Below are 23,502 nucleotides of genomic sequence, written 5' to 3' on the forward strand. Positions count from 1 at the left end.
ATCGCCCAAACTGGTTAAATTTTAACAGTGACAACTATCCTGCCAGAGGGGGGTAATGATAATGTGTTACGAGTGACTAAGTAAATAGACACTTCTTTCGACCGCCGTGATGCCAATGAACATCATGATGGTAATTGTTGGCTGTTTTGTTGGTACCTTTATTGGGATGCTACCGGGACTCGGTCCAATTTCAGCAATCGCGTTGATGATCCCGATTACATACGGCCTAGACCCTTCTTCTGGCTTAATCTTAATGGCAGGTGTGTACTACGGCGCTGTATTTGGTGGCTCAACGTCATCAATCTTAATCAATGCTCCAGGTTGTTCTTCAACGGTAGTAACCGCATTCGACGGCTACCCAATGGCACAAAAAGGCCAAGCAGGTAAAGCGTTGGCACTAGCAGCCTACTCTTCTTTCACTGGCGGTACTCTGTCAGCAATCATGCTTTTGATTGCAGCACCGGCTCTAGCAAGTGTCTCATTGAGCTTCCAGTCGTCAGACTACTTTGCATTGATGTTGTTAGGTCTATCGGCTGTAGCGGCTTTTGCAGGCCCGGGTCAGGTAATAAAGGCATGGATGATGACCATTCTTGGTTTGATGTTATCTACTGTTGGTATCGACAAAGGCGTTGGTGTTGAGCGTTTCACGTTTGGTCTAACAGACCTAATGGATGGCTTTAGTTTCCTACTTCTTGCTATGGCAACATTCGCTTTAGGTGAGACTTTAATGGGTATTTTGAAACCAGAGAAAGACACCAGCGGCGAAGAAAGCCAAAAGATGGCCGATATTGGCAGCATGAAAGTGACCAAAGAAGAGTTCAAAGAAGTCGCGCCCGTTTCGATTCGTTCTTCAATTCTTGGCTTCTTCACTGGCGTGCTTCCGGGTGCTGGCGCGACTATCGCAGCTTTCTTAAGCTACGGCATGGAACGCAGCCTAGCACCAAAAGACAAGCAGAAAGAGTTTGGTAAAGGCAGTATTCGTGGTCTTGTGGCTCCTGAATCAGCAAATAATGCAGCTTCGAGTGGTTCATTCGTTCCGCTACTGACACTCGGTATTCCGGGCTCTGGTACTACAGCAATTATGCTTGGTGCACTCATCGCTTATGGCATCCAACCCGGTCCTCGCTTGTTCGTTGAGCATCCAGATGTATTCTGGTCGGTAATTATCTCGATGTACTTTGGCAACATCGTGCTGGTTATCTTGAATCTGCCTTTAATCCCTTACATCTCTAAACTGCTAGCGGTACCAAGAACGGTACTACTGCCAATGATTATTTTCTTCTCAATCACAGGCGTGTACTTGGTGTCTTTCAACACGATGGATGTGTTTGTGATGCTAATTGTGGCAATGACGGCGATAGCGTTAAGGCTGGCCAACTTCCCGCTCGCACCGTTACTGCTTGGCTTCATATTAGGTGGTTTATTGGAAGAGAACTTGAGACGCGCACTGATGATCAGTGATGGTGAACTCAGCTTCCTTTGGGAACGCCCTATCACAATGACCTTCACCATTTTAGCGGTATTGGTTCTATCTAGTCCTATTCTGGTTAAGCTGTTCAAGAGCTTTAGAGCGAAGCCTGTTGAAGTGTAAACTTGGCTTAGCTTAGCTTAGAAAAACAAAACGTAATAAAGGGAGCTTCAGGCTCCTTTTTTCGTAGCAGCTATTTCAAAAAACCGTAGCTCTAAGATGGTAGCAAACTCACAATCCGACTCCTGAAAAACACATATCCCTGATATCAATAACAAAATCAAGTAAGGTGATTCATCATTTAACGCATTGGATTCAAAAACTATGGATTGGTTGATTCTATTCTTGTCAGGCGTGATCGGTGGCGTGTTTAATTCCATTGCAGGAGGAGGCAGCTTCATCACCTTCCCCGCTCTATTGTTTGCAGGCGTTCCACCAATAGCAGCCAACGCGACCAATACCTTTGCTTCGTGTGCTGGATACATTAGCGGAGCCTACGCTCTACGCCACGAAATTCAATCTGGTACCAAACAACTCAAGCTCATTGTTGGACTATGTATAATTGGCGGCAGCATTGGTGCATTTTTACTACTACACACACCAGAAGCGCTATTTACTCAATCCGTACCTTGGTTATTGCTGTTCGCCGCTCTGCTTTTTACCTTTGGTGGCACTCTCAACAAATGGCTCAAAAAAGTAACCGCTAAACATAAGCACGCCACCAGCGCAGGCGCGTTCTTTTCAGCTGTATTGCTTTTGATCGTGTGTGTTTATGGTGGTTATTTTAATGCAGGCTTAGGCATTGTGACATTGAGCTACTTGGCACTGGCAGGGTATACCAATATCAACGTGATGAATGGCATCAAACTGCTCGTGTCTGCGTGTGCATCACTCGCGGCAATCGTGTTCTTTGTTGTGAATGGTTCGATTGATTGGCCGTCTGGCATGGCAGTATTATTTGGTACATTGGTTGGTGGTTACTATTCAGCAAAAGTTTCTCGCCGTATCCCACAACAATATGTTCGCACCACAGTGATCATCGCGAGCTTTTTGATTACCGCTTACTTCTTCTATGCTAATTAGACGTTCGGTTTAATAAGGCTTGCAACTGGAAAGATAAAGCAAAAAAGACTCCACCCTTCTCATACCGATTTCGCTATTTTATTGCTTATAAAATAGCCAAGACAAAATGTGTGAGGCGAGTCCTTCAATTAGCAAATTTGATAACAATTTAGACTGTTTTTTAGCCTTTATTTTGCCAAAGGTGGGATAATTCTCCTGTCGAAAGTGAGACTTCATTAGGAGGCGTTATGAACATTAAACTCGGTCATGTCATGTCATCAAGTCGACTCATTTGCTTTGTCGCTTTTCTTGCTGCCACATTCGCGTGGATCTTAAAAATGCCCGCTCTATTTTCTGTGTCAGCGCTATTCTTACTGATCAGCGCCATTATTTATGTCGTTGACCTTTGGAAGAATCAAAGAAAGAACCGCGAAGCTTAAGACGAACGACTAAAGCGACACGCACTAAAAAAAGAGCACTTAGGCTCCTTTTGTATTTTGCAGTCAAGGCTTCGTCTATCTGACGATGTTCGACTTACGCCTTTACATAGCAACGTTAAAACTAACGACGTCCTTTTACTAGCGACGCATTTCTATTAACGACGAAAGTTACGACCGTTGCCGCCACGACGCTCTTTAAATGCTGACGCTGCTTTAGCTTGTGATGCTAGAATCGATTCAACCGTTAATTCCATTGGCTCACGAGGTTCTAACCCGTGACGGAATGTACGTGAACGCGGAGGCATCTGGTATTCGATATCAGAAGCTTTAGGCATGCGCTTGAAACGGTAAAGGTAGAAATTCTCTACTTTCTCACGAGCCCACTCTGTTTTCTTCAAGTATTTAACGGCACTTGCTACTGTCGGCTTAGTGTTAAAGCAGTTCATGCGCATTGCTGCATCCAAAATTTCCCAACCGTAATGATCCACTAATTCGTTGATCATAGTTTCAAGCTTTAAGCCATGCAGTGGGTTGTTTTGTTGCAGTTCGATTCTTTCTTCTTCAGTCATAACATTACCTTTTCCAAGGCAACTAAAGGCCTTGAATTTACTCTAGAACACCGTCATCACTGACCGCTTCTAGCTCAATCATTTGGGCATATCATCCATTGCCCTTATCTATGCCTTTATGATGGCATAAAGCATGCTCGTTATCCTATTTATCTTTCAATTTAATTTTAATATGGTCACTTACCATCCTGATGTTGCGTGTAATACAGCCGCCCCTACTAAAAAGGGTCTGTCTTAAAGATCCACCAAACTAGCTCAAGTTAACAAAAACCATGATAGAAGAATGAAATATCCCTACTTTACCAATGGAATTTAAACTTATTAGAACGCAGTGTTGCTAATTAACAGCGAGGTGCTATGTTAGAAGTGGTATAGAAACCTACTAATAATGATATTAAACAATGATATAACTATAAATAAAGGTTGGCTTTGACCATGTTTGACTACTCCCAAATCAGCAGAGTAGCCGCCCAAGATAAAGACATTATCGCCATCGTTGATGATCTCTTTCGGCTAGCTCGCGAACATTACCCCATTCTGTCTAGGCTCTCGGTTGTGCTATGCAACGAAAATAGAGCGTCGAATTACTTTGTTTCGGATACTCTGTGCCAAGAAGCCGAACATCGCCATGTCGAGCAAGAACTTACGCCAGAATCGGCTTTGTCGCGCATGGCTAAGTCTTTAGATACCCGGATCATCAACGACCTCACCACCATTAGCTCAACCAAACAAATATCTCACCTACTCGATCTTGGTCATCAAAGCAGTTATACAACACCGATTCATCATCAAGAAAGTAATCTTGGGTTTGTGTTTATCAATGCTTCATCGACAGGATTTTTTGCTAACCAAACTATTCAGTGTGATATCGCCTATCTCACTCAAGTCATCTCTAGCCTTTTCGTTCAGTGGTTTGAGCGCCAGCGTCACTTTCAATCTTCTTTAGCGATCGCTTTAAATATGGGTCATGCTCGAGATCCAGAAACCAAAGAACACCTAATTCGCATGGGTAAATACAGTGAGCAAATTGCTCGCACGCTGTCGCACACCAAAAGGGAAATTACCCACCAATTCATTCATCGAATTCGGTTGTATGCGCCCTTCCACGACATAGGTAAATATCGAATTCCAGATAAGGTGTTATTCAGTAGCGCGCGTTTCAATGAAGAGGAAAGAAACATCATGAACAATCACACCTTGTATGGCGAAGAGATGATTGATGACGTGGTTGCCCTTTCCCACCACAGCTCGATGTGCAGTGAAGAGATTCAATTCATCAAGAATATTGTGCGCCACCATCATGAACGGTTTGACGGCTCTGGATTGCCTGATGCTTTGAGTAACACAGCGATACCACTCGAAGCTCGAATAGTGACATTAGCCGATGTATTCGATGCGCTGATGAGCAAAAGAGCTTATAAGCACGCGTGGTCACTCGATGAAGTGATGGAATACATAGATGCGCAGAACGGTTCAATGTTCGACCCAGAGTGTGTCGTGGCTCTTAAACAGAACCTAGACGGCTTTATGGCAATTCGGGAGCAATACAATGACGATGCTCAGCCGCATTTAATGACAGCTTAAACTATGGCACCTTTGTTATTCAGGCCTAAGTAAGAGAACGCGAACCAACAAAAAAGGATGCCAATTGGCATCCTTTGGTTTTCTAGTTTTCAGCTGAAAGAACGAACGTGTTCTTTACTGACTCTAACTAACGATTATACGTCGTAAGTTGTAGAAGCAGTGTCGCCGCCTGTACCAGTCCAGTTTGTGTGGAAGAATTCACCACGTGGACGGTCAGTACGCTCGTAAGTGTGAGCACCGAAGTAGTCACGTTGAGCTTGTAGAAGGTTCGCTGGAAGACGAGCTGTAGTGTAGCCGTCTAGGAACGTCAGTGCAGAAGTCATACATGGCATTGGGATACCAGATTCCATAGACTTAGCTGCAACTTTACGCCAAGCGCCCATGCAGTTGTCTAGGATGCCTTTGAAGTATGCATCTGAACCTAGGAAAGCGATCTCTGGGTTCGCTTCGTAAGCATCACGAATGTTGCCTAGGAATGCAGAACGGATGATACAACCGCCACGCCACATAAGAGCAACGTTACCATAGTTTAGATCCCAGCCGTTTTCGTTCGACGCTTCACGCATTAGCATGAAACCTTGAGCGTAAGAGATGATCTTAGAAGCAAGTAGAGCCTGACGGATTGCATCAACCCACTCTTGCTTGTCGCCTTCAACTGGAGCAACAGTCTTGCCGAACAGTTTTTCAGCTTCAACACGTTGGTCTTTAAGCGCAGATAGGCAACGAGAGAATACAGACTCAGTGATTAGAGTCAGTGGGATACCCATGTCTAGTGCATTAATACCTGTCCATTTGCCCGTACCTTTTTGGCCAGCAGTGTCTAGGATCTTCTCAACTAGCGCTTCACCGTCTTCATCTTTGTAACCAAGGATATCAGCAGTGATTTCAACTAGGTAGCTGTCTAGCTCAGTTTTGTTCCAGTCAGCAAATACAGCCTGCATTTCGTCGTGGTTCATACCTAGGCCATCTTTCATGAACTGGTATGCTTCAGTGATAAGCTGCATGTCACCGTATTCGATGCCATTGTGAACCATCTTAACGAAGTGACCAGCACCGTCGTTACCAACCCAATCACAACAAGGCTCACCCGCGTCAGTTTTCGCAGAGATACCTTGGAAGATAGGCTTAACCGCTTCCCAAGCTTCAGGAGACCCGCCTGGCATGATAGAAGGACCGAAACGAGCGCCTTCTTCACCACCAGAAACACCCGTACCGATGAAGTGGATGCCTTTCTCGCGAAGAGCGGCAACACGACGGTTAGTGTCTGGGAAGTTAGTGTTACCACCATCAATGATGATGTCGCCTTTGTCTAGAAGTGGTACAAGCTTGTCGATGAACGTATCTACAACATCACCAGCACGAACCATAAGCATCACTTTACGTGGCGCTTCTAGCTTCTCAACTAGCTCTTCTAGAGAGTAAGCACCAACAATGTTAGTACCTTTAGCTGGGCCTTCTAGGAACTCGTCTACTTTCGCAGCAGTACGGTTGTGAGCCACAACTTTGAAGCCGTGGTCGTTCATGTTTAGGATAAGGTTCTGACCCATTACTGCTAGGCCAATTACACCGATATCACCTTTCATTATTTTATCTCCTTGCGGCTATTCGCACTTATGCGATAGCACTTGCTGCATTTGAATCTAGGAACCACTCTGTCTCACCAGTTTTAGACTGGATTTTCGCTGCCGGGTAAGGCAGTTCTGAAGCAGGAGTTGTATGAATTTCTTTAACGATCTCAACTTTACCTGCACCCAGTACTAGGTAGCTGATTCGTTTTGCTGCTTCTAAAACTTTCGCTGTTTTAGAAACACGGATCTGGCCTGACTCTGGGTGAGAAGCTAATACAGATAGGTTCTCATCTTGGTAGTCAGTTACACCCGGGAATAGTGAAGCTGTGTGGCCGTCTGCGCCAACACCTAGCAGGATCCAATCGAAAACAGGCGTGCCGTTTTCTGTTGGAATCACGTCTGCCATTTCTTTCGCGAAACGCTCTGCTTCTGCTTTTGGCTCATCTTCACCACGGATGCGGTGGATGTTTTCAGCAGGAAGGTTTACTTGTGTAAACAGCAATGCGTTTGCTTCACCGAAATTACTTTCAGCATCATCAGGTGCCACGCAACGTTCGTCGCCCCACCAGAAATGAAGGTTATTCCATTGAATGCCTTCTGCGTATGGCGCTTGAGCTAAAAGCTTAAAAAGCATTTTTGGCGTGCTGCCACCCGACAGTGAAATGTGAACAGGTTTACCCTGCTCGCTGTAAGCTTTCATTTCGTTTGCTAGGTTTTCAACGACTAATTCAGGCGTTGCAAAGATCTTGTGATTGATCATAGTTCGCAGTAATCCGTGTCTGTTAAGTTTTTGCATGGGAAACGCCATGCGCGGCCATCACGCTGCAGAAGCTCATCGGCTTCTTGTGGGCCCCAAGTACCACAAGCATAGCCAAACAGTGCTTGAGGGTCTTGCTTGAAATCTAAGATCGGTTGAACGTACTTCCAACATGCTTCTACTGCATCGGTACGTGCAAACAGAGTCGCATCACCGTTCAGTGCGTCAAGAAGAAGACGCTCATAAGCCGTTAGCATCTGAGTCTCAGGCAGATCAGAGTAAGAGAAGTTCATTTTCACTTCTTTTGCTTTGAAGCCTGCACCTGGCTCTTTCAAACCAAAGCTCATCTGAATACCTTCATCCGGTTGGATACGGATAATCAGTTTGTTCTCTGGTGCATCTTGACCAAACACTGGGTGTGGTGTGTTCTTAAAATGAATCACAATTTCAGTCACACGTGTTGGTAAGCGTTTACCCGTACGTACGTAGAAAGGAACACCATTCCAGCGCCAGTTATTGATGTGTGCTTTAAGACCAATGTACGTTTCAGTACGAGAGTCGTCTGCGACACCATGCTCTTCACGGTAACCTAGTAAGTGCTGACCACGAACATCTGATGCTGTGTACTGACCTAACACTAAGTCTTTACGCAAATCATCTTCTTCTAATGGTTTCAGACACTGCAGTACTTTAACCACTTCATCACGAATAGAATCTGCATTGATTTGAGCAGGTGGCTCCATACCAACCATTGCTAGCACTTGTAGCAGGTGGTTTTGGAACATGTCACGAACTGCGCCAGAACCATCGTAGTATCCGCCACGTTCTTCAACGCCAAGGAACTCAGCACCTGTGATTTCAACGTATTCAATGAAGTTACGGTTCCACAGAGGTTCAAACATCGCGTTTGAGAAACGAAGCACTAGAAGGTTTTGTACCGTTTCTTTACCAAGGTAATGGTCGATACGGTAGATCTGGTGTTCTTGGAAGTGATGATGGATCTCTTCATCCAGCGCTTGAGCTGATGCTAGATCGTAACCAAATGGCTTCTCAATAATCAGACGACGCCAGCCGTTCTTCTCATCGTTTAGGCCATGTGCAGCAAGGTTTGCTGGAATCACACCGTAAAGGCTTGGCGGGGTTGCCAAGTAGAACAATGTGTTATGGTTTTCGAATTGGTAGTCTTGCTCAAGCTTATCCAGACGTTGTGCTAGACGGGCGTAATCGTCTACATCTGAAGTGTTGATCGCTTGATAATGCAGATGTTCAATAAATGCATTCAGCGTCTCTGGCTCAGTTTTTTCCATTTCCTGAAGAGACTTCTTCAGCTTCTCACGGTAAGACTCGTCGCTGTACTCAGTACGGCTCACTCCAAGAATCGCAAAGGATTCTGGAAGTTGATTGCTAGCATACAGGTGGTACAAAGCAGGAATTAACTTGCGGTAAGTTAGATCTCCCGACGCACCAAAAATAACGATGCTGCTGTTTTCAGGTATTACCATCATCTTTCCTATAAAAACAAGGTTTTTAGTATTCGCCAAAGGTATCAGCGACATACGAAAATAGATAATAGGTCTTGGCTATTACATCAATAGCGAGTGCCTATTACACTTGAGAATGCGTTTGGTAAACGAGGGTGAAAGCTATCACCTCTATTCGGGACAGTATTGTCTATGAGTATTTGATTTACATCAACCACTGTGAAAGCAATCGATTAAATATTGACTGATTTCGAACAAATTATAATCGATAATTCAGCTGTTCTATCCGGAAGAAGAAGCAAATCGGCATTCTCAAACATTGTAGTCAAGAAAGAACGGTATCTGGTCGGTGGAGTGAACAATAAGAAAGGGAGAAAAAACCAAAACCAGCTTACTCAACTGGCTTTATATTTATTTGATAGCATCGCGTTTATCTTTGTGACTTGTTGTCGCTAAATCTATCTTCTAGCTTTGTTGTAGCAGCGTTCTGGGCGACCTACTGACCCGTAATTTAAGTCAGCCACTAACTCGCCAGTCGTGATAAGGAATTCCAAATAGCGTCGAGCGGTGGTTCGACTAGCTCCAATACGTTCACCTGCCTCATCAGCTGTAATATCAGCAATGTCGGCTTGTTGGAAAATAGCTCTAATTTTATCAAGCGTTACACCATCGATCCCTTTAGGTAACGTAGAAACCTTTCGAGAGTCTGCCTTGGCATTGGCTTGCAGCATCTTGTCGACCAAGCCTTGGTTCAAATCAGACACACTTTCAAATTCTTGTTGTTGCGATTGGTACTTTTTCAGTGCCGCTTCCAAACGAGGAAACATCACAGGTTTCAGTAAGTAGTCGACGACTCCACCACGCATCGCCTGTTGCAGTGTGTCGACATCTCGAGCGGCGGTAATCAAAATCACATCACAGCCCTGATTACTGCCACGAACGTGGTTCAAAATATCAAGTCCGCATCCGTCCGGTAGATACACATCCAATAAAACCAAATTAGGCTTTAAGATGTCCAATTGCATTAATGCTTCAGACTGTGTGGTCGCAATCCCGACCACATCAAAGCCTCCCATCTGTTCTAAATAACGATGGTGAAGCTCTGCAATCGCAATATCATCTTCAATGACCATGACTCTCGTGATTGCGTTCATTTATGTTCTTCCTTTAACCATGCTTTTTCCGTCACTACGATCTTTACTCGATCGCTCCGTGCTCAATTATTATTGTTGTTCTTCTTTCGGTAAATACACCGTCATGCGTGACCCAAAATCAGGGTTATCAACCATTTCTAATTGCCCTTGATAACGATCTGAAAGTTGCTTAATGAGATACAAACCAACACCTCGGTTCTGCTTCGCTTTGCTCGATACGCCTTTTTCGGTGAGTGCTTTGGTCGCCAAGTCTTTCGGCAAACCACAGCCCTTGTCTTCGACTTCCACTATGATTTCATTGCCAAAATCACTGATCGACACATCGATTACGCGACGAGCTGGTGCTATTGGCCCTTCTTGTTTAATTGTCATCATGGTGGCATCAAACGCGTTATCAATCAGGTTGCCAAGAATCGTCACGACATCCTCTGCGTTTAACCAAGCGGGTAATGCCTCAAGCCTTGATCCCTCTTCAACTTTAAGCTCCAAACCAATCTCTCGAGCTCGCTCTGTTTTGCCTAAAAGCATGCCTGCAATCAATGGATCTTTCACCGTCTCTCTTAAGAACTCAATTAAGCTCTGGTAATGAGCGGTTTCTTGACCAATCAATTGTTGAACAGAGTCCAGCTCGCCCATTTGAATCAAGCCACTAATGGTGTTTAGCTTATTTTGATGCTCATGGGTTTGCGAACGCAGTAGATCAGCATACTCTTTGGTTTGTGAGAGCTGGTCTGTTAAATCGTTGATTTCATCTCGCAATCGGAAGCTGGATACCGCCCCAACCACCTCACCAGCCACTATAATTGGGCTGCGATTAGCAATGATTCGCTTATTGTTCAGGTACAGCTCAACATCGTGATCGGTATCGCCAGTCGATAACAGCTGTTCTAAGTCACTGCCCGCTAATACATCTGATAGACGTTGCTGATTGAGTGCTTTATCTCGGTCTATGGACAAAATATCGCACGCGCTTTTGTTTATTGAGCGCAAAATGCCGTTCTTATCAATGCTCAAAATACCTTCTTTCACGGTACTCATAGTCACATCAAGTTCTACATATAAGCGGCCAATTTCTTCTGGCTCAAAGCCTAAAATAGCGCGCTGAAAACGGCGAGACACATAGCTTGAAATCACCGCATTGACGGCAACCACCAGCAACGCCATCACAATCAAAAAGGCTAAGTAAGGTTCGATTCGATCTTGCAAAGAATCCAATAGATAACCCACCGACACTACCCCAATAACGGCACCTTGGGGGTCTTTTACCGCAGATTTACCACGGACAGAGAAGCCAAGTGAACCTTTAGCCGTCGACACATAAGACTCGCCCAATATCAACGCTTTTTGGTTATCGCCACCACGCATTGGTTTACCGAGCCTGTCATCATAAGGGTGAATCAGGCGGATACCTTTATCATCTCCCACAACGATAAACGCCGCACCAATGAGTTGGGTAAGGTTTCGAAATTTAACTTGGGTTTCTTCAGACAGAACGTAGGGAACGCCGTTAGGATCCAACGTTCCATTTTCTTGAATAATGCTGGTGACCAGTGGCGATTCAGATAGAAATTCAGCAACACCTAACGCTTTCAAACCCATCTCTTGTTCTTGAGATTGTTTGATGTAGTAAAAACCAGCAGCTGAGAGTATCAAAAGCTCAACAAGGCCAGTGACCGTCATGATAATCAGTAACCTTTTACGGAAACTGATACTGCTCCATTTCATATTCCACCGTCCCTAGTGTTAGACGAATAATGTTAACACTAAGTTAACCGCATGACCTTTCTAGCTATGCGAATTTGTGACTGTTACTCAACTAAATAATTGAGCAGATTGTTAATTGATAATCCTTTACGTTATTCATTTCGATTAATCGTTCATTTTTAGAACGGATTAGCTTAAGAAGCAAAATAAACGAATAAATATTGAGCTAGATCACTAAGCTTTTAGGTGTTTTTTAGGTTGTTTAAAATAAATACAATTATAATAGTTGCATATGAAGGAGTTCGTTGTTGCCAAGCCATAAGTCCTCATTTTCAGACCGCGCTTTAAATCGAAATTTAGATTAACAAAAAGGCAACAACCCTTCGCTCACTGGACGTATCTATAACTAAAAGTTGCACGCTCGTCGTTACGATTGTTGAACAAACAGGTTACCTACCTAACCTCATTCATACATCTCTATTTACGCGACAGGCCAGTAGACAACTCAGAGGTGACTGATAAATCAGCACCCAATAATAAAACATTGATGAGCAGGAAGTATCGATCAGTGGCAACGTCCAATAGAAACAGGATAAAAAACATAACGTATAAACATTGTTGAAAAGGAAACCAGGCAATGAAACGCGATAACTTTGGAATTTGTCTTACTAAGACTATGCTGTTCAAACACTTACAATCGACTTTTACTCATGTAAGAGCCTATGAGAAAGACGGAACCTCTCCTCTTGATCTCAAGGTATTGTTAGCGTTCCCGCAAATGTCAGGTAGAGATTTATTACAAACAATGCAAGGTTCAAGACAATTGGTGTGGCGCGCCGATCACCATTGTCCTAGCTTTAAATAAGCCACTTCATTTTGTAAGAACACTTCTATACTGAACTTAAAGAGCACGCTTTGTCGTGCTCTTTTCGTTTCAGTGATCTTTGTTGCCCACGTCACGTACTTTATTACGTTAACTTAACGAGTTATGAGGGTTTCTAATCATGTGAGACAATCATCTCAAGACAAATGACTATCACCCTGTTAGCATTAGAGCTAATACTCTAAATGGTATTTAATGCAGATGACCAAACCAAAATTCCGACACCTTGCGCTCGCCAGTATGCTTCTCGGCACATTTGCTTCGCCAGTTTTCTCTGCCCCGCTCACTTTTTCTGAAGCGTGGCAAATATTGCAAGAGAACAACAACTCACTTGCGGCTCAACAAGCCAACGTTGAGCGTTATCAACACCTTCAGAACTCAACAAGTAGCCTTAATCTACCCTCGATCACCTTGGGAGCTAACTACACGCACCTTGATAATGATGTGACTATCAATGGTAAACAGTTCGGCGATAGCTTAAGCGGCGTAGATCCAGCATTTGCACCCTTATTAGCTAAATTGGGTGGCGTTACCTCGACCATAACAGAGCAAGACATCTTCAGCTCTTCCATCCGTGCTATTTGGCCTATCTTTACTGGCGGACGAATTACCGCTGCGCAAACTGCTGCCGAAGGTAAAAGCGAAGAAGCGCAAAGCCAACTGCTGATGGAGAAACAGGCTCGCTACGAAGACTTAAGTAAATATTACTTCTCGGTGATCTTAGCGGAAGACGTCGTGAGAACACGTCAAGCCGTTGAAGCTGGCTTAACTCAGCATCGTGATTTCGCCATCAAGCTTGAACAGCAAGGACAAATTGCTCGAGTAGAACGTCTGCAGGCGGATGCTTCTTTGGATAAAGCCGTTGTTGAACGAACCAAAGCGCAGAACGACCTCAAAATTGCTCAATTAGCACTGACTCAGATCCTTGGTCAGAGCCAAAGTGTCGAACCTTCAGAACAACTCTTTATCAACAAAAACCTGCCTCATATGGACGTATTTGTTGATCAAACCCTCATGACCTACCCAGGCCTTAAAATCCTTGAAGCAAAAGAGAAACAAGCGAGTAGCTTGATCAAGGCTGAAAAAGGCAAATACTACCCAGAAGTTTACCTTTACGGTGATTACAGCCTGTACGAAGATGACTCGCTAGCCAGTGAAATGAAACCCGATTGGTTAGTCGGTATTGGTGTGAATGTACCGCTACTTGACACGTCAGGTCGTTCCGACAAAGTCGCTGCCGCTCATAGCGCCGTGTCTCAAGTCCAGTTTCTTAAGTCGCAAGCCAAGCAAGACTTAACCGTTTTGGTACAAAAGACCTATCTTGAAGCGAACCAAGCAATTGAAGAAGTTCAAGGCCTCAACTCAAGTCTGTCTTTAGCTCAAGAAAACCTTTCACTTCGTAAAAAAGCCTTCACTCAAGGGTTATCCAATTCGTTAGAAGTGGTTGATGCTGAGCTTTATCTTGCAAGCATTAAAACACAGCAATCTGCTGCTCGATTCAAATACCTAATTTCTCTTAATAAGCTGTTAGCACTCACCAGTGAAATGAATGCTTATTCAAGTTACTTAACGTCTTCTGTCCCGTCTGACTTCGATTCAAAAGCAGACACCGCTAGCCAGTCAAAAGGATAATTCATGAAACCTATTAAGCCATTTATTCTCTCTCTGGTTGGTATCGGCATTATTGGCTGGGTTGGATACGGCTTTTACCAAGCGTACCAACCACAGCCTGTTAAGCTTCAAGGTCAAATAGATGCGCAGCAATACAGCATCTCATCGAAAGTACCCGGCAGAATTGATGAAATATTCGTGCGTAAAGGCGATTCGGTTGAAAAAGGCGAATTGATCTTCTCCCTACTTAGCCCAGAAATTGACGCTAAATTAGAGCAAGCAAAAGCCGGTCAAAAAGCCGCTGGTGCATTAGCAAAACAAGCAGAGAATGGCGCGCGTACTCAGCAAATCCAAGCCGCTAAAGACCAATGGTTGAAAGCCAAAGCAGCTGCCGATCTCATGGATAAAACTTACCAACGTGTAAACAACCTTTATAACGATGGCGTGGTTGCCGAGCAAAAACGTGATGAAGCCAAAACACAGTGGCAAGCGGCGAAGTACACTGAAAGCGCTGCGTTCCAAATGTATCAATTAGCACAAGAAGGTGCTCGTGACGAAACCAAAGTGGCAGCCGCTCAAAAAGCGTTAATGGCAGCTGGCGCAGTAGCGGAAGTTGAAGCTTACGCAAAAGACACACAGATCCACAGCTGGTTTAGTGGTGAAGTGGCTCAAGTACTATTAAGTAGCGGTGAGTTAGCTCCTCAAGGTTTCCCTGTTGTGACCGTGATTGACACTAAAGATGCATGGGCGGTGCTCAATGTGCGTGAAGATATGTTGAAACATTTTGAGAAAGGCAGCCAATTTGAAGCTTACCTTCCAGCTCTGGATAGATCATTAACTTTCCAAGTGACTCACATTGCCGTAATGGGTGATTTCGCGACTTGGCGTTCAACAGACGCAGCACAAGGCTTCGACTTACGCACTTTTGAAGTAGAAGCGCACCCTGTCGATACCAACGAAACACTGCGTATGGGCATGAGCCTAGTGGTTGAGCTTTAGGTGACGTATGTCTGCTAACTTTCGCTCTATAAGCTCTCGATCTACAGCCTCGCAATCTAGAGGCACGCAATCACCGGAGCACCGTCAAGTGAAAAATACATTGCTTAGGCAGTGGGCGATTGTCCGCAAAGACAAATGGCTGTTGTCTTGCCTAACTTGGATTCCGTTGCTTCTTGCTGCCAGTATCTGGCTGATTTTTTCACAAGGGATCGCTCGCGACTTACTGGTTGCGGTTGTCGACCTTGAACACAGTCAAATCTCGCAACAGTTCACGCGCCTTGTTGATGCTTCACCAACGCTGCAAGTGACTCAGAAATACAGCTCGGCGAGTGAAGCGGCTAAAGCGATGATTGAACGCGATATCTATGGTTATGTCGTGATACCAAGACACTTTGACCGAGACCTTTTCCTAGGCTTGAACCCGCAAGTGTCCGTTTTCTATAACAGTCAATTTATCTTGATTGGCAAACTGGTGAACTCGGCTCTGTTGCAGGCTCAAGGAACATTCAACGCGCAACTCGAAGTGGTTAAACAGCTTTCACACGGTGATACCACGGTACAATCGGCATTGGGGCAAGCGGTAACGGTACAAAGCCAGATTACGCCACTGTTTAACAAGAACACCAGCTATGCTCAGTTCTTAGTGTCTGCGGTTATTCCGGCTCTATGGCAGATCATGATTGTGGTGGGCACGATATTGGTTTTGACGGCGAACGTTAGAGCTCGTGGTCTTCATGCTTGGTTATCCAACGCCCCGATGAAATCACTAACATCAACACTAACGCCCTACCTTGTCTTGTTTTTGATGTTTGGTATCGCGTTTAGCTTTTGGTTCTATGTCCTCTTAGACTGGCCGTTTAACGGCAGTTTTGTGGCACTGACCGTCGCCCAACTGCTTACCGTCATCAGTTGTATCATCATGGGTTGTTTGTTTTTCTTCTTAACGCTTGATCCAGCAAGGGCGATGAGTTTCGCTGGCGCCTTTACAGCGCCAAGCTTTGCGTTCATGGGCATTACTTTTCCAGTCACCGACATGAACACGGCAGCTCAAATTTGGAGAAGCTTATTGCCCGTGAGTCACTACATCGAAATACAAACAGCACAATCCAGTTATGGCGTGACCGCGGCACAATCGCTAATCAGCCTCTCCTCGATGTTGTGGTATGCAGTTCCTGCTTTCGTGGTGATGTTATTAATTAAGAAACACTTGGCTATATCATCAAAAGCAACATCGTCAGCACAGCCAGATGCATCAGCACAACAAGGAGTAAAACGATGAGCTTTACTCAACTGCTCAAGCAAGAACTGTTAGCGGTACTGCGCAACCCTGTTGTACTTCTAACGGTATTTGGTGGTGTGGTCTTCTATTCATTCTTGTATCCGCTGCCTTACGCAAATCAAGTTCCTCAACAACTTAAAGCTTCCGTTGTGAATTTGGATAAGAGCCAAAGCAGCTACCAGTTAGAAAGAATGGTAGATGCCACGTCTCAAATTGACTTGGTACGCCGCGACTCCACCATCGCCGATGCTAAGCAAGCTGTTCTTAATCAAGAGATTGGTGGGTTCCTCGTCATCCCAAAGAACTTCTATAAAGACTTGCTCCTAGGTAAGAGCCCGACGCTTTCTTACGCCGGTGATGCATCTTACTTCTTGGTCTACGGAACCATTGTTGAAGGGCTTGCCAAGGCTGGCGGCACGTTAGCTGCTCAAGTTAAGGTCAGCCACTTGTTAGTAGAAGGAGTACCTTTAGAATCGGCAGCCAAAGGCTACAGTGCATTCAGCTTGAACCTAAAACCAACCTTCAATAGTAGCATGGGCTACATTGATTACGTGGTTCCAGCCGTCTTTGTGTTGATCCTGCAACAAACCTTAGCCATGGCTTCTGGTTTAGTTGGCGCGACCCAAAACGCTCAATCGACGTTTGGCTATTGGAGTAAGACCTCTCCAGCGAAACTGATACTTGCTCGCTGTTGTACCTTAGTTGGCATTTATTACCTGTTGTCGATGTATTACTTCGGCGCAAGCTTTTCGATGTATGGCATTAACCTACTTGCCTCCATAACAAACATTTTGACCTTACTGCTGCCCTTCTTATTGGCCAGTTGTTTGATCGGGATTTTTATTGGTGAGCTAGTGCCAAGAAGAGAGTTAGTCACGGTTGTGGTGTTAATCAGTTCAATGCCGCTGATCTTCTCTTCAGGTTTTATCTGGCCTGTTGAAATGATGCCTGAATGGTTAGTACTGCTGTCACAGTTATTCCCAAGCACACCCGCTATCCAAGGTTTTTTAGCGCTCAATCAGATGGGGGCATCTTGGCAAGAGGTAGCGTCTCAATGGACATTGCTATGGATACAAGTCGCTCTATGGGGCTCGTTACTCGCACTTAAGCTTTACCACAAATCGAGTAAACGTATCATTGGCTCTGTTTAACTCTAGTCTCTATTCGTCAGGCACTAAACCTCACGCTCATTGAAACCATTAACAAAGCTCTGATAAAGGGCTTTTTTAATGTCTTTTAGCTTGATTACATCTTCAGCTATCAATTGTTTAAACACCTCCCCAAAACATATTGAACATTAAAACTCGCCGACTTCCCTATGCACCTCCACTATCATTCACCTTAGTTCATGCTATAACAGCTACTGCATATGCCTTTTCCAACCTAAAAAATTCCTGCTTATTCCCAAACAATGACAAAACCCGAACAATTGTAAATTTATTGTAAAAAAATCTTTGATGGTATTATTTTTGTGTATAGGATTATCAGTAGGGCTTGGCAGGCCGAATGCCATAGTCTAATTGGTGCACATACCAAAAGGATATCCATATAAAGCAAGATCAGTACTCATATTTATTTCATTTTTCGACCTAGCTACAGCCGTTTATGTTGCCGTCGAATTGCAATAAATAAGTCGCTGAAATGTAAAAAATCAAATAGAAAAAACACAACAGCAACAAACATAATTTAATAAAAAGACAGGGAAAACCATGAAAAACATACGTGAATTATTTTTTGGGTTTATATTATTATTTAGTTCCAGTGCATTTGCAGAAGAAGGATCATTTAATCAAGCTATCAGTAACTTAAGTCAAAGTGTTGATGGTTTTTTCAACGAATATACAGGTTGGTTCGTTGGACTGATATTTAAAAGCGTACCGGTAGGTGAAGCAAACTTCCCAATTATTGTTGGCTGGTTACTGCTCGCTGCGATCATCTTTACTGTTTACTTTGGCTTTGTTCAATTTAAACGTGTCGGGATGGCCATAGACATTATTAAAGGTAAGTACACAGACCCTAACTCCAAACACGAAGGGGAAGTTTCTCACTTTCAAGCGTTAACAACCGCGCTTTCTGGAACTGTTGGGCTTGGTAATATTGCCGGTGTGGGTGCTGCACTCGCAATTGGTGGTCCTGGTGCAACATTCTGGATGATCTTGTGTGGTCTTCTGGGTATGGCGTCTAAGTTCTGTGAGTGTACCTTAGGTGTGAAATACCGAACTATCCTACCTTCAGGTGTCGTTTCCGGTGGTCCCATGTACTACCTAAGCCAAGGTCTTGGTGAAAGAGGGTTGGGTGGACTAGGTAAAGCCCTTGCTATTGGTTTTGCATTAATGTGTATTTTAGGCGCATTGGGCGGCGGTAACATGTTCCAAGCTAACCAAGCACATGCCATGTTAACTTACGCATTCGATGTACCAAGTGAATACGGTGTCATCACAGGCCTTGTACTCGCCGCTTTAGTTTTCTCTGTGATTGTTGGTGGTATGCCTTCTATCGCATCGGTAACGGAAAAAGTTGTTCCTTGGATGGCTGCTCTGTATATCGGTATGGCTCTGATTGTTATCGGTTCTAATCTTGATCAAGTGGGTCCTGCGTTCAGTGCAATCTTTACAGGTGCGTTTACTGGCGAAGGTGTGGTTGGTGGATTCATTGGTGCCTTAATCCAAGGTCTAAAACGTGCAACGTTCTCAAACGAAGCAGGTGTAGGTTCAGCAGCTATCGCTCACTCAGCGGTTAAAACAAAAGAGCCAATCACTGAAGGTCTAGTATCACTATTAGAACCGTTCGTTGATACAGTCATCATTTGTACAATGACAGCCTTGGTTATCACTATCGCTGGTCTAAATACAGGTCCATTCGATGGTTCTGGCTTAACGGGTGTAACGCTTACTGCTGCATCGTTTACTGAAACGGCAGAAGTGTTCAAATACACACTCGCTCTAGCGGTAATCATGTTCGCGTTTTCTACCATGATCTCTTGGTCGTACTACGGTCTTAAAGCGTGGACTTACCTATTTGGTGAAGGCAAAACAACGGAACTGATTTTTAAAGTGATGTTTTGTGTGTTTGTTGTTATCGGTGCGACGATTCAGTTTGGCGCGGTAATCGACTTCTCTGACGCAGCTATCTTTGCGATGTCTATCTTCAACATTCTAGGCCTGTACTTCCTAATGCCTGTTGTGAAGAAAGAACTGCAATCATTTGTTGCTCGAGTTAAATCTGGCGAAATCAAAACTTACGAAAAATAGTGACTCGTCAATAATTTATTGTCGAATAACACTGTTCTAAAAATTTTTGTAAGACCCTTTGCTTGAGAAAGCGAGAACAGTATTGCAACGTACAAAATCCCTACAGGCTGTGCTTGTAGGGATTTTTTATGTCTGAATTTTCTTGTTTAAGCCGCCGTTCAGGATCTTGGCTTACTTGTTTACGATCCAAGACTTCTTCTACTTCAATCATTTCTCGTTGCGCCAATGCCGAATTACAATCATCAAAGCAATAAGCTACGGTACAAGTCTCGCACAAATATTCAGGCATCGCTTTGTCCTTTGTCCTTTGTCCTTTGAGATAGTCTAATCACCGAGTGGCAACAAACCACATATTCATCCTAGAACATAACAATTATGCTAATTTTCTGGCGTGTAAATATGCGTGCAAAGTCACCAACTACCCAACAAAGCACATATCAAGATCAATTTTACGTATCTAATCACTAATTTCAGAAATAACAATGTAAAGCGCATCTTAGCCATTTAGGGGGTGAGAACGCAAAACGCCCACATCACGTGTGCGATGTGGGCGTTCAAATTCTTACTGCAAGTAGTCGTGATATGGCTATATTAAGCGCTCAGCTTATAGACCCATCTCTTCAGTGAGAGTCTTGATCTGCTTGATATCCATGGTGTGAACTTCAATCATTTGTCTGATGTCACTTAAGCGGGAATTGGCATTATCCTGTTTCTCACAGGCGTCAGATTTTGTATCCCATGACGTACCATCTAAGAAAACATCACACGCTTTCTTCAAAGAACCAAGATTCTGTTCGATGTCATCTCTTTCTTTCTCGAGTTTTTCAAGCTCTTGAGATATCTGTAATTCTTTGCGGAAAAGCTCACGCGAACGTTCAAAAATGGTCGACTGCATATCAGCTTGACGGCTCAACTTTTGATTATTTTGTTGAGTTTGTTCTAACGTTTGCTTCTGTTCGTTTAACTGCTGCTCTAACGAGTAGTTTGCTTTCTCTAAAACTGCAGATTGTTTCGCTAAATCTTGGAGTTCTTTTTGATGCTCTTCTGCCTGTTTCACTAGAGCAGCTTCTACTTTCGCATCAATTTCGGTATCAACTTTTGCCACTTTCTCTTCAACTGATGTCACCAACTGAGTTTTACTATCGCGCAGTTCTTGATAACGAGTTTCTAGTACCTGATAAGTGGATTCCCACTTCGAAGCCGTGACTGTAGATCCGATTAAGCCGCCTAACGCCAAACCGATAACCGCAGCAATGCCGATATAGAGCTGACTACGTTTATCGCGTTCCTCAATAACAACCACTTCATCTTGTTCGCCTTGTCCAGATTGCTGGTTCACTAGCGGGTACTCCCAAAAATTTGTTTAACGTTACACGGTCACTGATACTGATACTGATACTGATACTGATACTGATACTGATACTTTAAGCTCAGTTAAACCTATTGCCCAAGCCAGAAGCACTTGAGCTTTGCTAACACGTTTATCCTATCTGCTTACAGACAGACTTAACGAGTTAACTCCGAAATCATCAGGCTGGCAGTATACAAAAGGAAGCTGCTAACGATAACTATCACTACCCATTTTTGCAGTTTTTCGTTTGTCCGGTAACGAAACAGCACAAATGCCAAAGCCAATAAAAAAACAATCGCTATTAATCGAGTCATAACTCCTCCTTGTTTCTCTATTTTATACCATTTAAATAAGCAAGTTACGTCAGAGACTCGTTGTTTGATCATTTAGTTGAACAACATTTGAGCAAACAGATATTTTGTAGCTGACATCACATTTTATATGATCTAGGATACGCCTACAGATTACCTAATTATTTAGGTAATTGTTCCGATGAAGACTGCAGGAGAGTGGTTTTTAACTAAATATTAACATTTAGTTAGATAAACCCGCCGAAGAAGTAAATCTTTCAGGTGCTTTATGCTGGAGAAATCCAGAAAAGTGAGGACTGTCGTTGGAGGAACCTCTGGAGAGAACCGTACTACTTTTTTTGTAGCAAGCGGTCGCCGAAGGAGCAAGCTTAGTGCCCGTTACTTATCTATAAGTGATTCGCTAAGTGAAACTCTCAGGCAAAAGGACAGAGGAGTGGAAAGCAACAGCCTTAATTAACAAAAGAATTCTATCTAGAAATCCGTATGTATTAAGTAGTGCTCCCGATCCCTGTGATCTGCACTGCCTTCCCTCTTCTCCTTAAATTTTATATTTATTAAGGGGAATCTATGAACCACCTACAAGCTACACTACAAACCATCAACCAATTCGTTTGGGGACCACCACTACTTATTCTGCTAGTGGGTACAGGTATCTATTTTACTTTTCGCTTAGGCTTACTCCAGTTTAGACACCTCCCAACCGCGCTAAAAATGGTGTTCAGCAAAGACAAATCCGGTACGGGTGACGTATCAAGCTTCGCCGCTTTGTGTACAGCGCTTTCCGCAACGATTGGTACAGGCAATATTGTAGGCGTAGCGACCGCAATCAAGATTGGTGGCCCTGGCGCCCTATTCTGGATGTGGCTTGCCGCTGTATTTGGTATGGCGACCAAATACGCAGAATGTCTACTTGCTGTTAAATACCGTAGAACCGATAGCAATGGCGAAATGGTTGGCGGCCCAATGTACTACCTGCAATACGGTGTGGGCTCTCGAATCTTAGCTGTCATGTTCGCTGTCTTCGCGCTCGGTGTTGCTTGCTTCGGTATCGGTACCTTCCCACAAGTAAACGCTATCTTAGACGCAACTCAAATCTCATTTGGCGCTTCACGTGAAATGTCAGCGGTTGTCCTCACGATACTAGTGGCGGTTGTAACCCTTGGTGGTATTCAATCTATCGCTAAAGTAGCAGGGAAAGTCGTTCCTACGATGGCGGTGATGTACGTCGTCGCGTGTTTAAGCGTTCTGATTTCAAATGCAGACCAACTACTGAATGCCATTACCCTTGTTGTGACTTCTGCGTTTACCAACACAGCAGCAACTGGTGGTTTCTTTGGTGCGAGCATCATGCTTGCTATCCAATCAGGTATCGCTCGTGGCGTGTTCTCGAACGAATCTGGCCTAGGTAGCGCACCAATGGCTGCAGCAGCGGCTAAAACAGACTCATGTGTGAAGCAAGGACTTGTCTCTATGACAGGCACCTTCTTCGATACCATCATCATCTGTACGATGACAGGTCTGGCACTTATCTTAACAGGCGCTTGGCAGACGGACCTTTCTGGCGCTGCGATGACCACTCACGCGTTCGCTGTTGGTTTGAATGCAGACACCCTTGGCCCTATGTTGGTTTCTGTTGGCTTAATCTTCTTTGCGTTTACAACAATTTTAGGTTGGAACTACTACGGTGAGCGCTGTGTTGTTTTCTTGCTGGGTACCAAAGCAGTATTGCCTTACAAGATTATCTTCATCGCCTTGGTTGCTTCTGGTGCATTCTTAAAGCTCGACATGATCTGGATAATGGCGGATATCGTGAACGGCCTAATGGCAATTCCGAACCTAATTGGGCTTATCTTACTGCGCCATGTTGTTATCGAAGAAACCAAGCTATTCTTCAAACCGTTAACTTCCTCAAAGGATTGCGAAGCAGTTAAAGCATAATAAGAATTGAGCGATCAAAAACGCCCGCAATAATGTGCTAATGCCGTTCGGATAAGCATTATTGCTTGAACCTGAACGGATATTTGGCTGGG

General features: G+C 44.1%; 19 protein-coding genes and 1 riboswitch. Of the genes, 11 read left to right on the forward strand and 8 right to left on the reverse strand.

Going from position 1 to position 23,502, the window contains the following annotated elements; genetic code table 11:
* Positions 1-115 precede the first annotated feature (115 nt).
* From AB6E08_RS18050 to AB6E08_RS18060, 3 genes are all read left to right on the forward strand, one after another.
* Positions 116-1,591 (forward strand): tripartite tricarboxylate transporter permease, encoded by a 1,476-nt coding sequence (locus AB6E08_RS18050; RefSeq protein ID WP_241820678.1) that lies wholly within the window; start codon positions 116-118, stop codon positions 1,589-1,591.
* 201 nt (positions 1,592-1,792) lie between these two features.
* Positions 1,793-2,551, forward strand: coding sequence for a sulfite exporter TauE/SafE family protein (locus AB6E08_RS18055; RefSeq protein ID WP_029224070.1), 759 nt, complete (start codon positions 1,793-1,795; stop codon positions 2,549-2,551).
* A gap of 227 nt (positions 2,552-2,778) precedes the next feature.
* Positions 2,779-2,970, forward strand: coding sequence for a hypothetical protein (locus tag AB6E08_RS18060; protein ID WP_017099079.1), 192 nt, complete (start codon positions 2,779-2,781; stop codon positions 2,968-2,970).
* Between the two features lie 155 nt (positions 2,971-3,125).
* Here the strand turns inward: AB6E08_RS18060 and AB6E08_RS18065 are convergent, their stop codons facing one another.
* A complete protein-coding gene (locus tag AB6E08_RS18065; protein ID WP_012603790.1) occupies positions 3,126-3,539 on the reverse strand; it encodes a VF530 family DNA-binding protein in 414 nt (137 codons plus the stop codon).
* A 423-nt stretch (positions 3,540-3,962) separates the two neighbouring features.
* Here AB6E08_RS18065 and AB6E08_RS18070 point away from each other — a divergent pair, with 423 nt between their 5' ends.
* The gene (locus AB6E08_RS18070; RefSeq protein WP_372066835.1) at positions 3,963-5,123 is read left to right on the forward strand and encodes an HD-GYP domain-containing protein; all 1,161 of its coding nucleotides are present in this window, start codon (positions 3,963-3,965) and stop codon (positions 5,121-5,123) included.
* A gap of 134 nt (positions 5,124-5,257) precedes the next feature.
* On the opposite strand, the gene gnd is transcribed toward AB6E08_RS18070, so the two are convergent.
* From gnd to AB6E08_RS18095, 5 genes are all read right to left on the reverse strand, one after another.
* Positions 5,258-6,706 (reverse strand): decarboxylating NADP(+)-dependent phosphogluconate dehydrogenase, encoded by a 1,449-nt coding sequence (gnd, locus tag AB6E08_RS18075; protein ID WP_004733587.1) that lies wholly within the window; start codon positions 6,704-6,706, stop codon positions 5,258-5,260.
* Positions 6,707-6,734: 28 nt separating this feature from the next.
* On the reverse strand, positions 6,735-7,451 hold the full coding sequence (gene pgl / locus AB6E08_RS18080) for a 6-phosphogluconolactonase (RefSeq protein WP_371695602.1): 717 nt from the start codon (positions 7,449-7,451) through the stop codon (positions 6,735-6,737).
* A complete protein-coding gene (gene zwf, locus AB6E08_RS18085; RefSeq protein WP_029222938.1) occupies positions 7,448-8,950 on the reverse strand; it encodes a glucose-6-phosphate dehydrogenase in 1,503 nt (500 codons plus the stop codon). Before zwf ends, pgl begins: the two co-directional genes overlap by 4 nt.
* A gap of 437 nt (positions 8,951-9,387) precedes the next feature.
* Complete coding sequence (locus AB6E08_RS18090) at positions 9,388-10,083, reverse strand: response regulator (protein ID WP_269336130.1); 696 nt, start codon at positions 10,081-10,083, stop codon at positions 9,388-9,390.
* A gap of 69 nt (positions 10,084-10,152) precedes the next feature.
* A complete protein-coding gene (locus tag AB6E08_RS18095) occupies positions 10,153-11,763 on the reverse strand; it encodes an ATP-binding protein (protein ID WP_371695601.1) in 1,611 nt (536 codons plus the stop codon).
* 661 nt (positions 11,764-12,424) lie between these two features.
* On the opposite strand from AB6E08_RS18095, the gene AB6E08_RS18100 reads away from it, so the two are divergent.
* The 6 genes from AB6E08_RS18100 to AB6E08_RS18125 all read left to right on the forward strand — a co-directional run bounded on the left by AB6E08_RS18100 (position 12,425) and on the right by AB6E08_RS18125 (position 19,810).
* Complete coding sequence (locus AB6E08_RS18100; RefSeq protein ID WP_009846577.1) at positions 12,425-12,652, forward strand: hypothetical protein; 228 nt, start codon at positions 12,425-12,427, stop codon at positions 12,650-12,652.
* A gap of 213 nt (positions 12,653-12,865) precedes the next feature.
* Positions 12,866-14,302, forward strand: coding sequence for a TolC family protein (locus AB6E08_RS18105; RefSeq protein ID WP_371695593.1), 1,437 nt, complete (start codon positions 12,866-12,868; stop codon positions 14,300-14,302).
* 3 nt (positions 14,303-14,305) lie between these two features.
* Positions 14,306-15,280 (forward strand): HlyD family secretion protein, encoded by a 975-nt coding sequence (locus AB6E08_RS18110; RefSeq protein ID WP_017101092.1) that lies wholly within the window; start codon positions 14,306-14,308, stop codon positions 15,278-15,280.
* Between the two features lie 7 nt (positions 15,281-15,287).
* Complete coding sequence (locus AB6E08_RS18115; protein ID WP_372066839.1) at positions 15,288-16,559, forward strand: ABC transporter permease; 1,272 nt, start codon at positions 15,288-15,290, stop codon at positions 16,557-16,559.
* Entirely contained in the window at positions 16,556-17,710 is a 1,155-nt protein-coding gene (locus tag AB6E08_RS18120) for an ABC transporter permease (RefSeq protein ID WP_371695591.1), read from the forward strand. Before AB6E08_RS18115 ends, AB6E08_RS18120 begins: the two co-directional genes overlap by 4 nt.
* Before the next feature lie 558 nt (positions 17,711-18,268).
* Positions 18,269-19,810, forward strand: coding sequence for a sodium:alanine symporter family protein (locus AB6E08_RS18125; protein ID WP_009846571.1), 1,542 nt, complete (start codon positions 18,269-18,271; stop codon positions 19,808-19,810).
* Between the two features lie 100 nt (positions 19,811-19,910).
* Here AB6E08_RS18125 and AB6E08_RS18130 read toward each other — a convergent pair whose 3' ends face one another.
* Together AB6E08_RS18130 and AB6E08_RS18135 are read right to left on the reverse strand one after the other, a co-directional pair.
* A complete protein-coding gene (locus AB6E08_RS18130) occupies positions 19,911-20,099 on the reverse strand; it encodes a hypothetical protein (RefSeq protein ID WP_012603781.1) in 189 nt (62 codons plus the stop codon).
* Between the two features lie 315 nt (positions 20,100-20,414).
* Positions 20,415-21,149 carry a chromosome partitioning protein ParA gene (locus tag AB6E08_RS18135; protein ID WP_372066844.1) on the reverse strand — a complete coding sequence of 245 codons (735 nt, stop codon included), beginning with the start codon at positions 21,147-21,149 and terminating at the stop codon, positions 20,415-20,417.
* A 627-nt stretch (positions 21,150-21,776) separates the two neighbouring features.
* A riboswitch (glycine riboswitch) is annotated at positions 21,777-21,911 on the forward strand.
* Between the two features lie 128 nt (positions 21,912-22,039).
* Between AB6E08_RS18135 and AB6E08_RS18140 the strand changes: the two genes are divergently transcribed.
* Positions 22,040-23,410: a sodium:alanine symporter family protein gene (locus tag AB6E08_RS18140; RefSeq protein ID WP_017101086.1), complete on the forward strand. Its 1,371-nt coding sequence runs from the start codon at positions 22,040-22,042 to the stop codon at positions 23,408-23,410.
* Positions 23,411-23,502 lie beyond the last annotated feature (92 nt).

It is taken from the genome of Vibrio sp. 10N.247.310.24 (genome assembly GCF_041467175.1).
GTDB classification, from domain to species: Bacteria; Pseudomonadota; Gammaproteobacteria; order Enterobacterales; family Vibrionaceae; genus Vibrio; species Vibrio tasmaniensis_A.

What these genes read in the sequence shown, in the direction of transcription:
- AB6E08_RS18100 (WP_009846577.1), top strand. Translation starts at nt 12,425, where the DNA reads ATGAAACGCGATAACTTTGGAATTTGTCTTACTAAGACTATGCTGTTC.
- AB6E08_RS18090 (WP_269336130.1), bottom strand. Translation starts at nt 10,083, where the DNA reads ATGAACGCAATCACGAGAGTCATGGTCATTGAAGATGATATTGCGATT.
- AB6E08_RS18060 (WP_017099079.1), top strand. Translation starts at nt 2,779, where the DNA reads ATGAACATTAAACTCGGTCATGTCATGTCATCAAGTCGACTCATTTGC.
- AB6E08_RS18105 (WP_371695593.1), top strand. Translation starts at nt 12,866, where the DNA reads ATGCAGATGACCAAACCAAAATTCCGACACCTTGCGCTCGCCAGTATG.
- zwf (WP_029222938.1), bottom strand. Translation starts at nt 8,950, where the DNA reads ATGGTAATACCTGAAAACAGCAGCATCGTTATTTTTGGTGCGTCGGGA.
- pgl (WP_371695602.1), bottom strand. Translation starts at nt 7,451, where the DNA reads ATGATCAATCACAAGATCTTTGCAACGCCTGAATTAGTCGTTGAAAAC.
- AB6E08_RS18130 (WP_012603781.1), bottom strand. Translation starts at nt 20,099, where the DNA reads ATGCCTGAATATTTGTGCGAGACTTGTACCGTAGCTTATTGCTTTGAT.
- AB6E08_RS18140 (WP_017101086.1), top strand. Translation starts at nt 22,040, where the DNA reads ATGAACCACCTACAAGCTACACTACAAACCATCAACCAATTCGTTTGG.
- AB6E08_RS18125 (WP_009846571.1), top strand. Translation starts at nt 18,269, where the DNA reads ATGAAAAACATACGTGAATTATTTTTTGGGTTTATATTATTATTTAGT.
- AB6E08_RS18115 (WP_372066839.1), top strand. Translation starts at nt 15,288, where the DNA reads ATGTCTGCTAACTTTCGCTCTATAAGCTCTCGATCTACAGCCTCGCAA.
- AB6E08_RS18065 (WP_012603790.1), bottom strand. Translation starts at nt 3,539, where the DNA reads ATGACTGAAGAAGAAAGAATCGAACTGCAACAAAACAACCCACTGCAT.
- AB6E08_RS18120 (WP_371695591.1), top strand. Translation starts at nt 16,556, where the DNA reads ATGAGCTTTACTCAACTGCTCAAGCAAGAACTGTTAGCGGTACTGCGC.
- AB6E08_RS18055 (WP_029224070.1), top strand. Translation starts at nt 1,793, where the DNA reads ATGGATTGGTTGATTCTATTCTTGTCAGGCGTGATCGGTGGCGTGTTT.
- AB6E08_RS18095 (WP_371695601.1), bottom strand. Translation starts at nt 11,763, where the DNA reads ATGACGGTCACTGGCCTTGTTGAGCTTTTGATACTCTCAGCTGCTGGT.
- gnd (WP_004733587.1), bottom strand. Translation starts at nt 6,706, where the DNA reads ATGAAAGGTGATATCGGTGTAATTGGCCTAGCAGTAATGGGTCAGAAC.
- AB6E08_RS18110 (WP_017101092.1), top strand. Translation starts at nt 14,306, where the DNA reads ATGAAACCTATTAAGCCATTTATTCTCTCTCTGGTTGGTATCGGCATT.
- AB6E08_RS18050 (WP_241820678.1), top strand. Translation starts at nt 116, where the DNA reads ATGAACATCATGATGGTAATTGTTGGCTGTTTTGTTGGTACCTTTATT.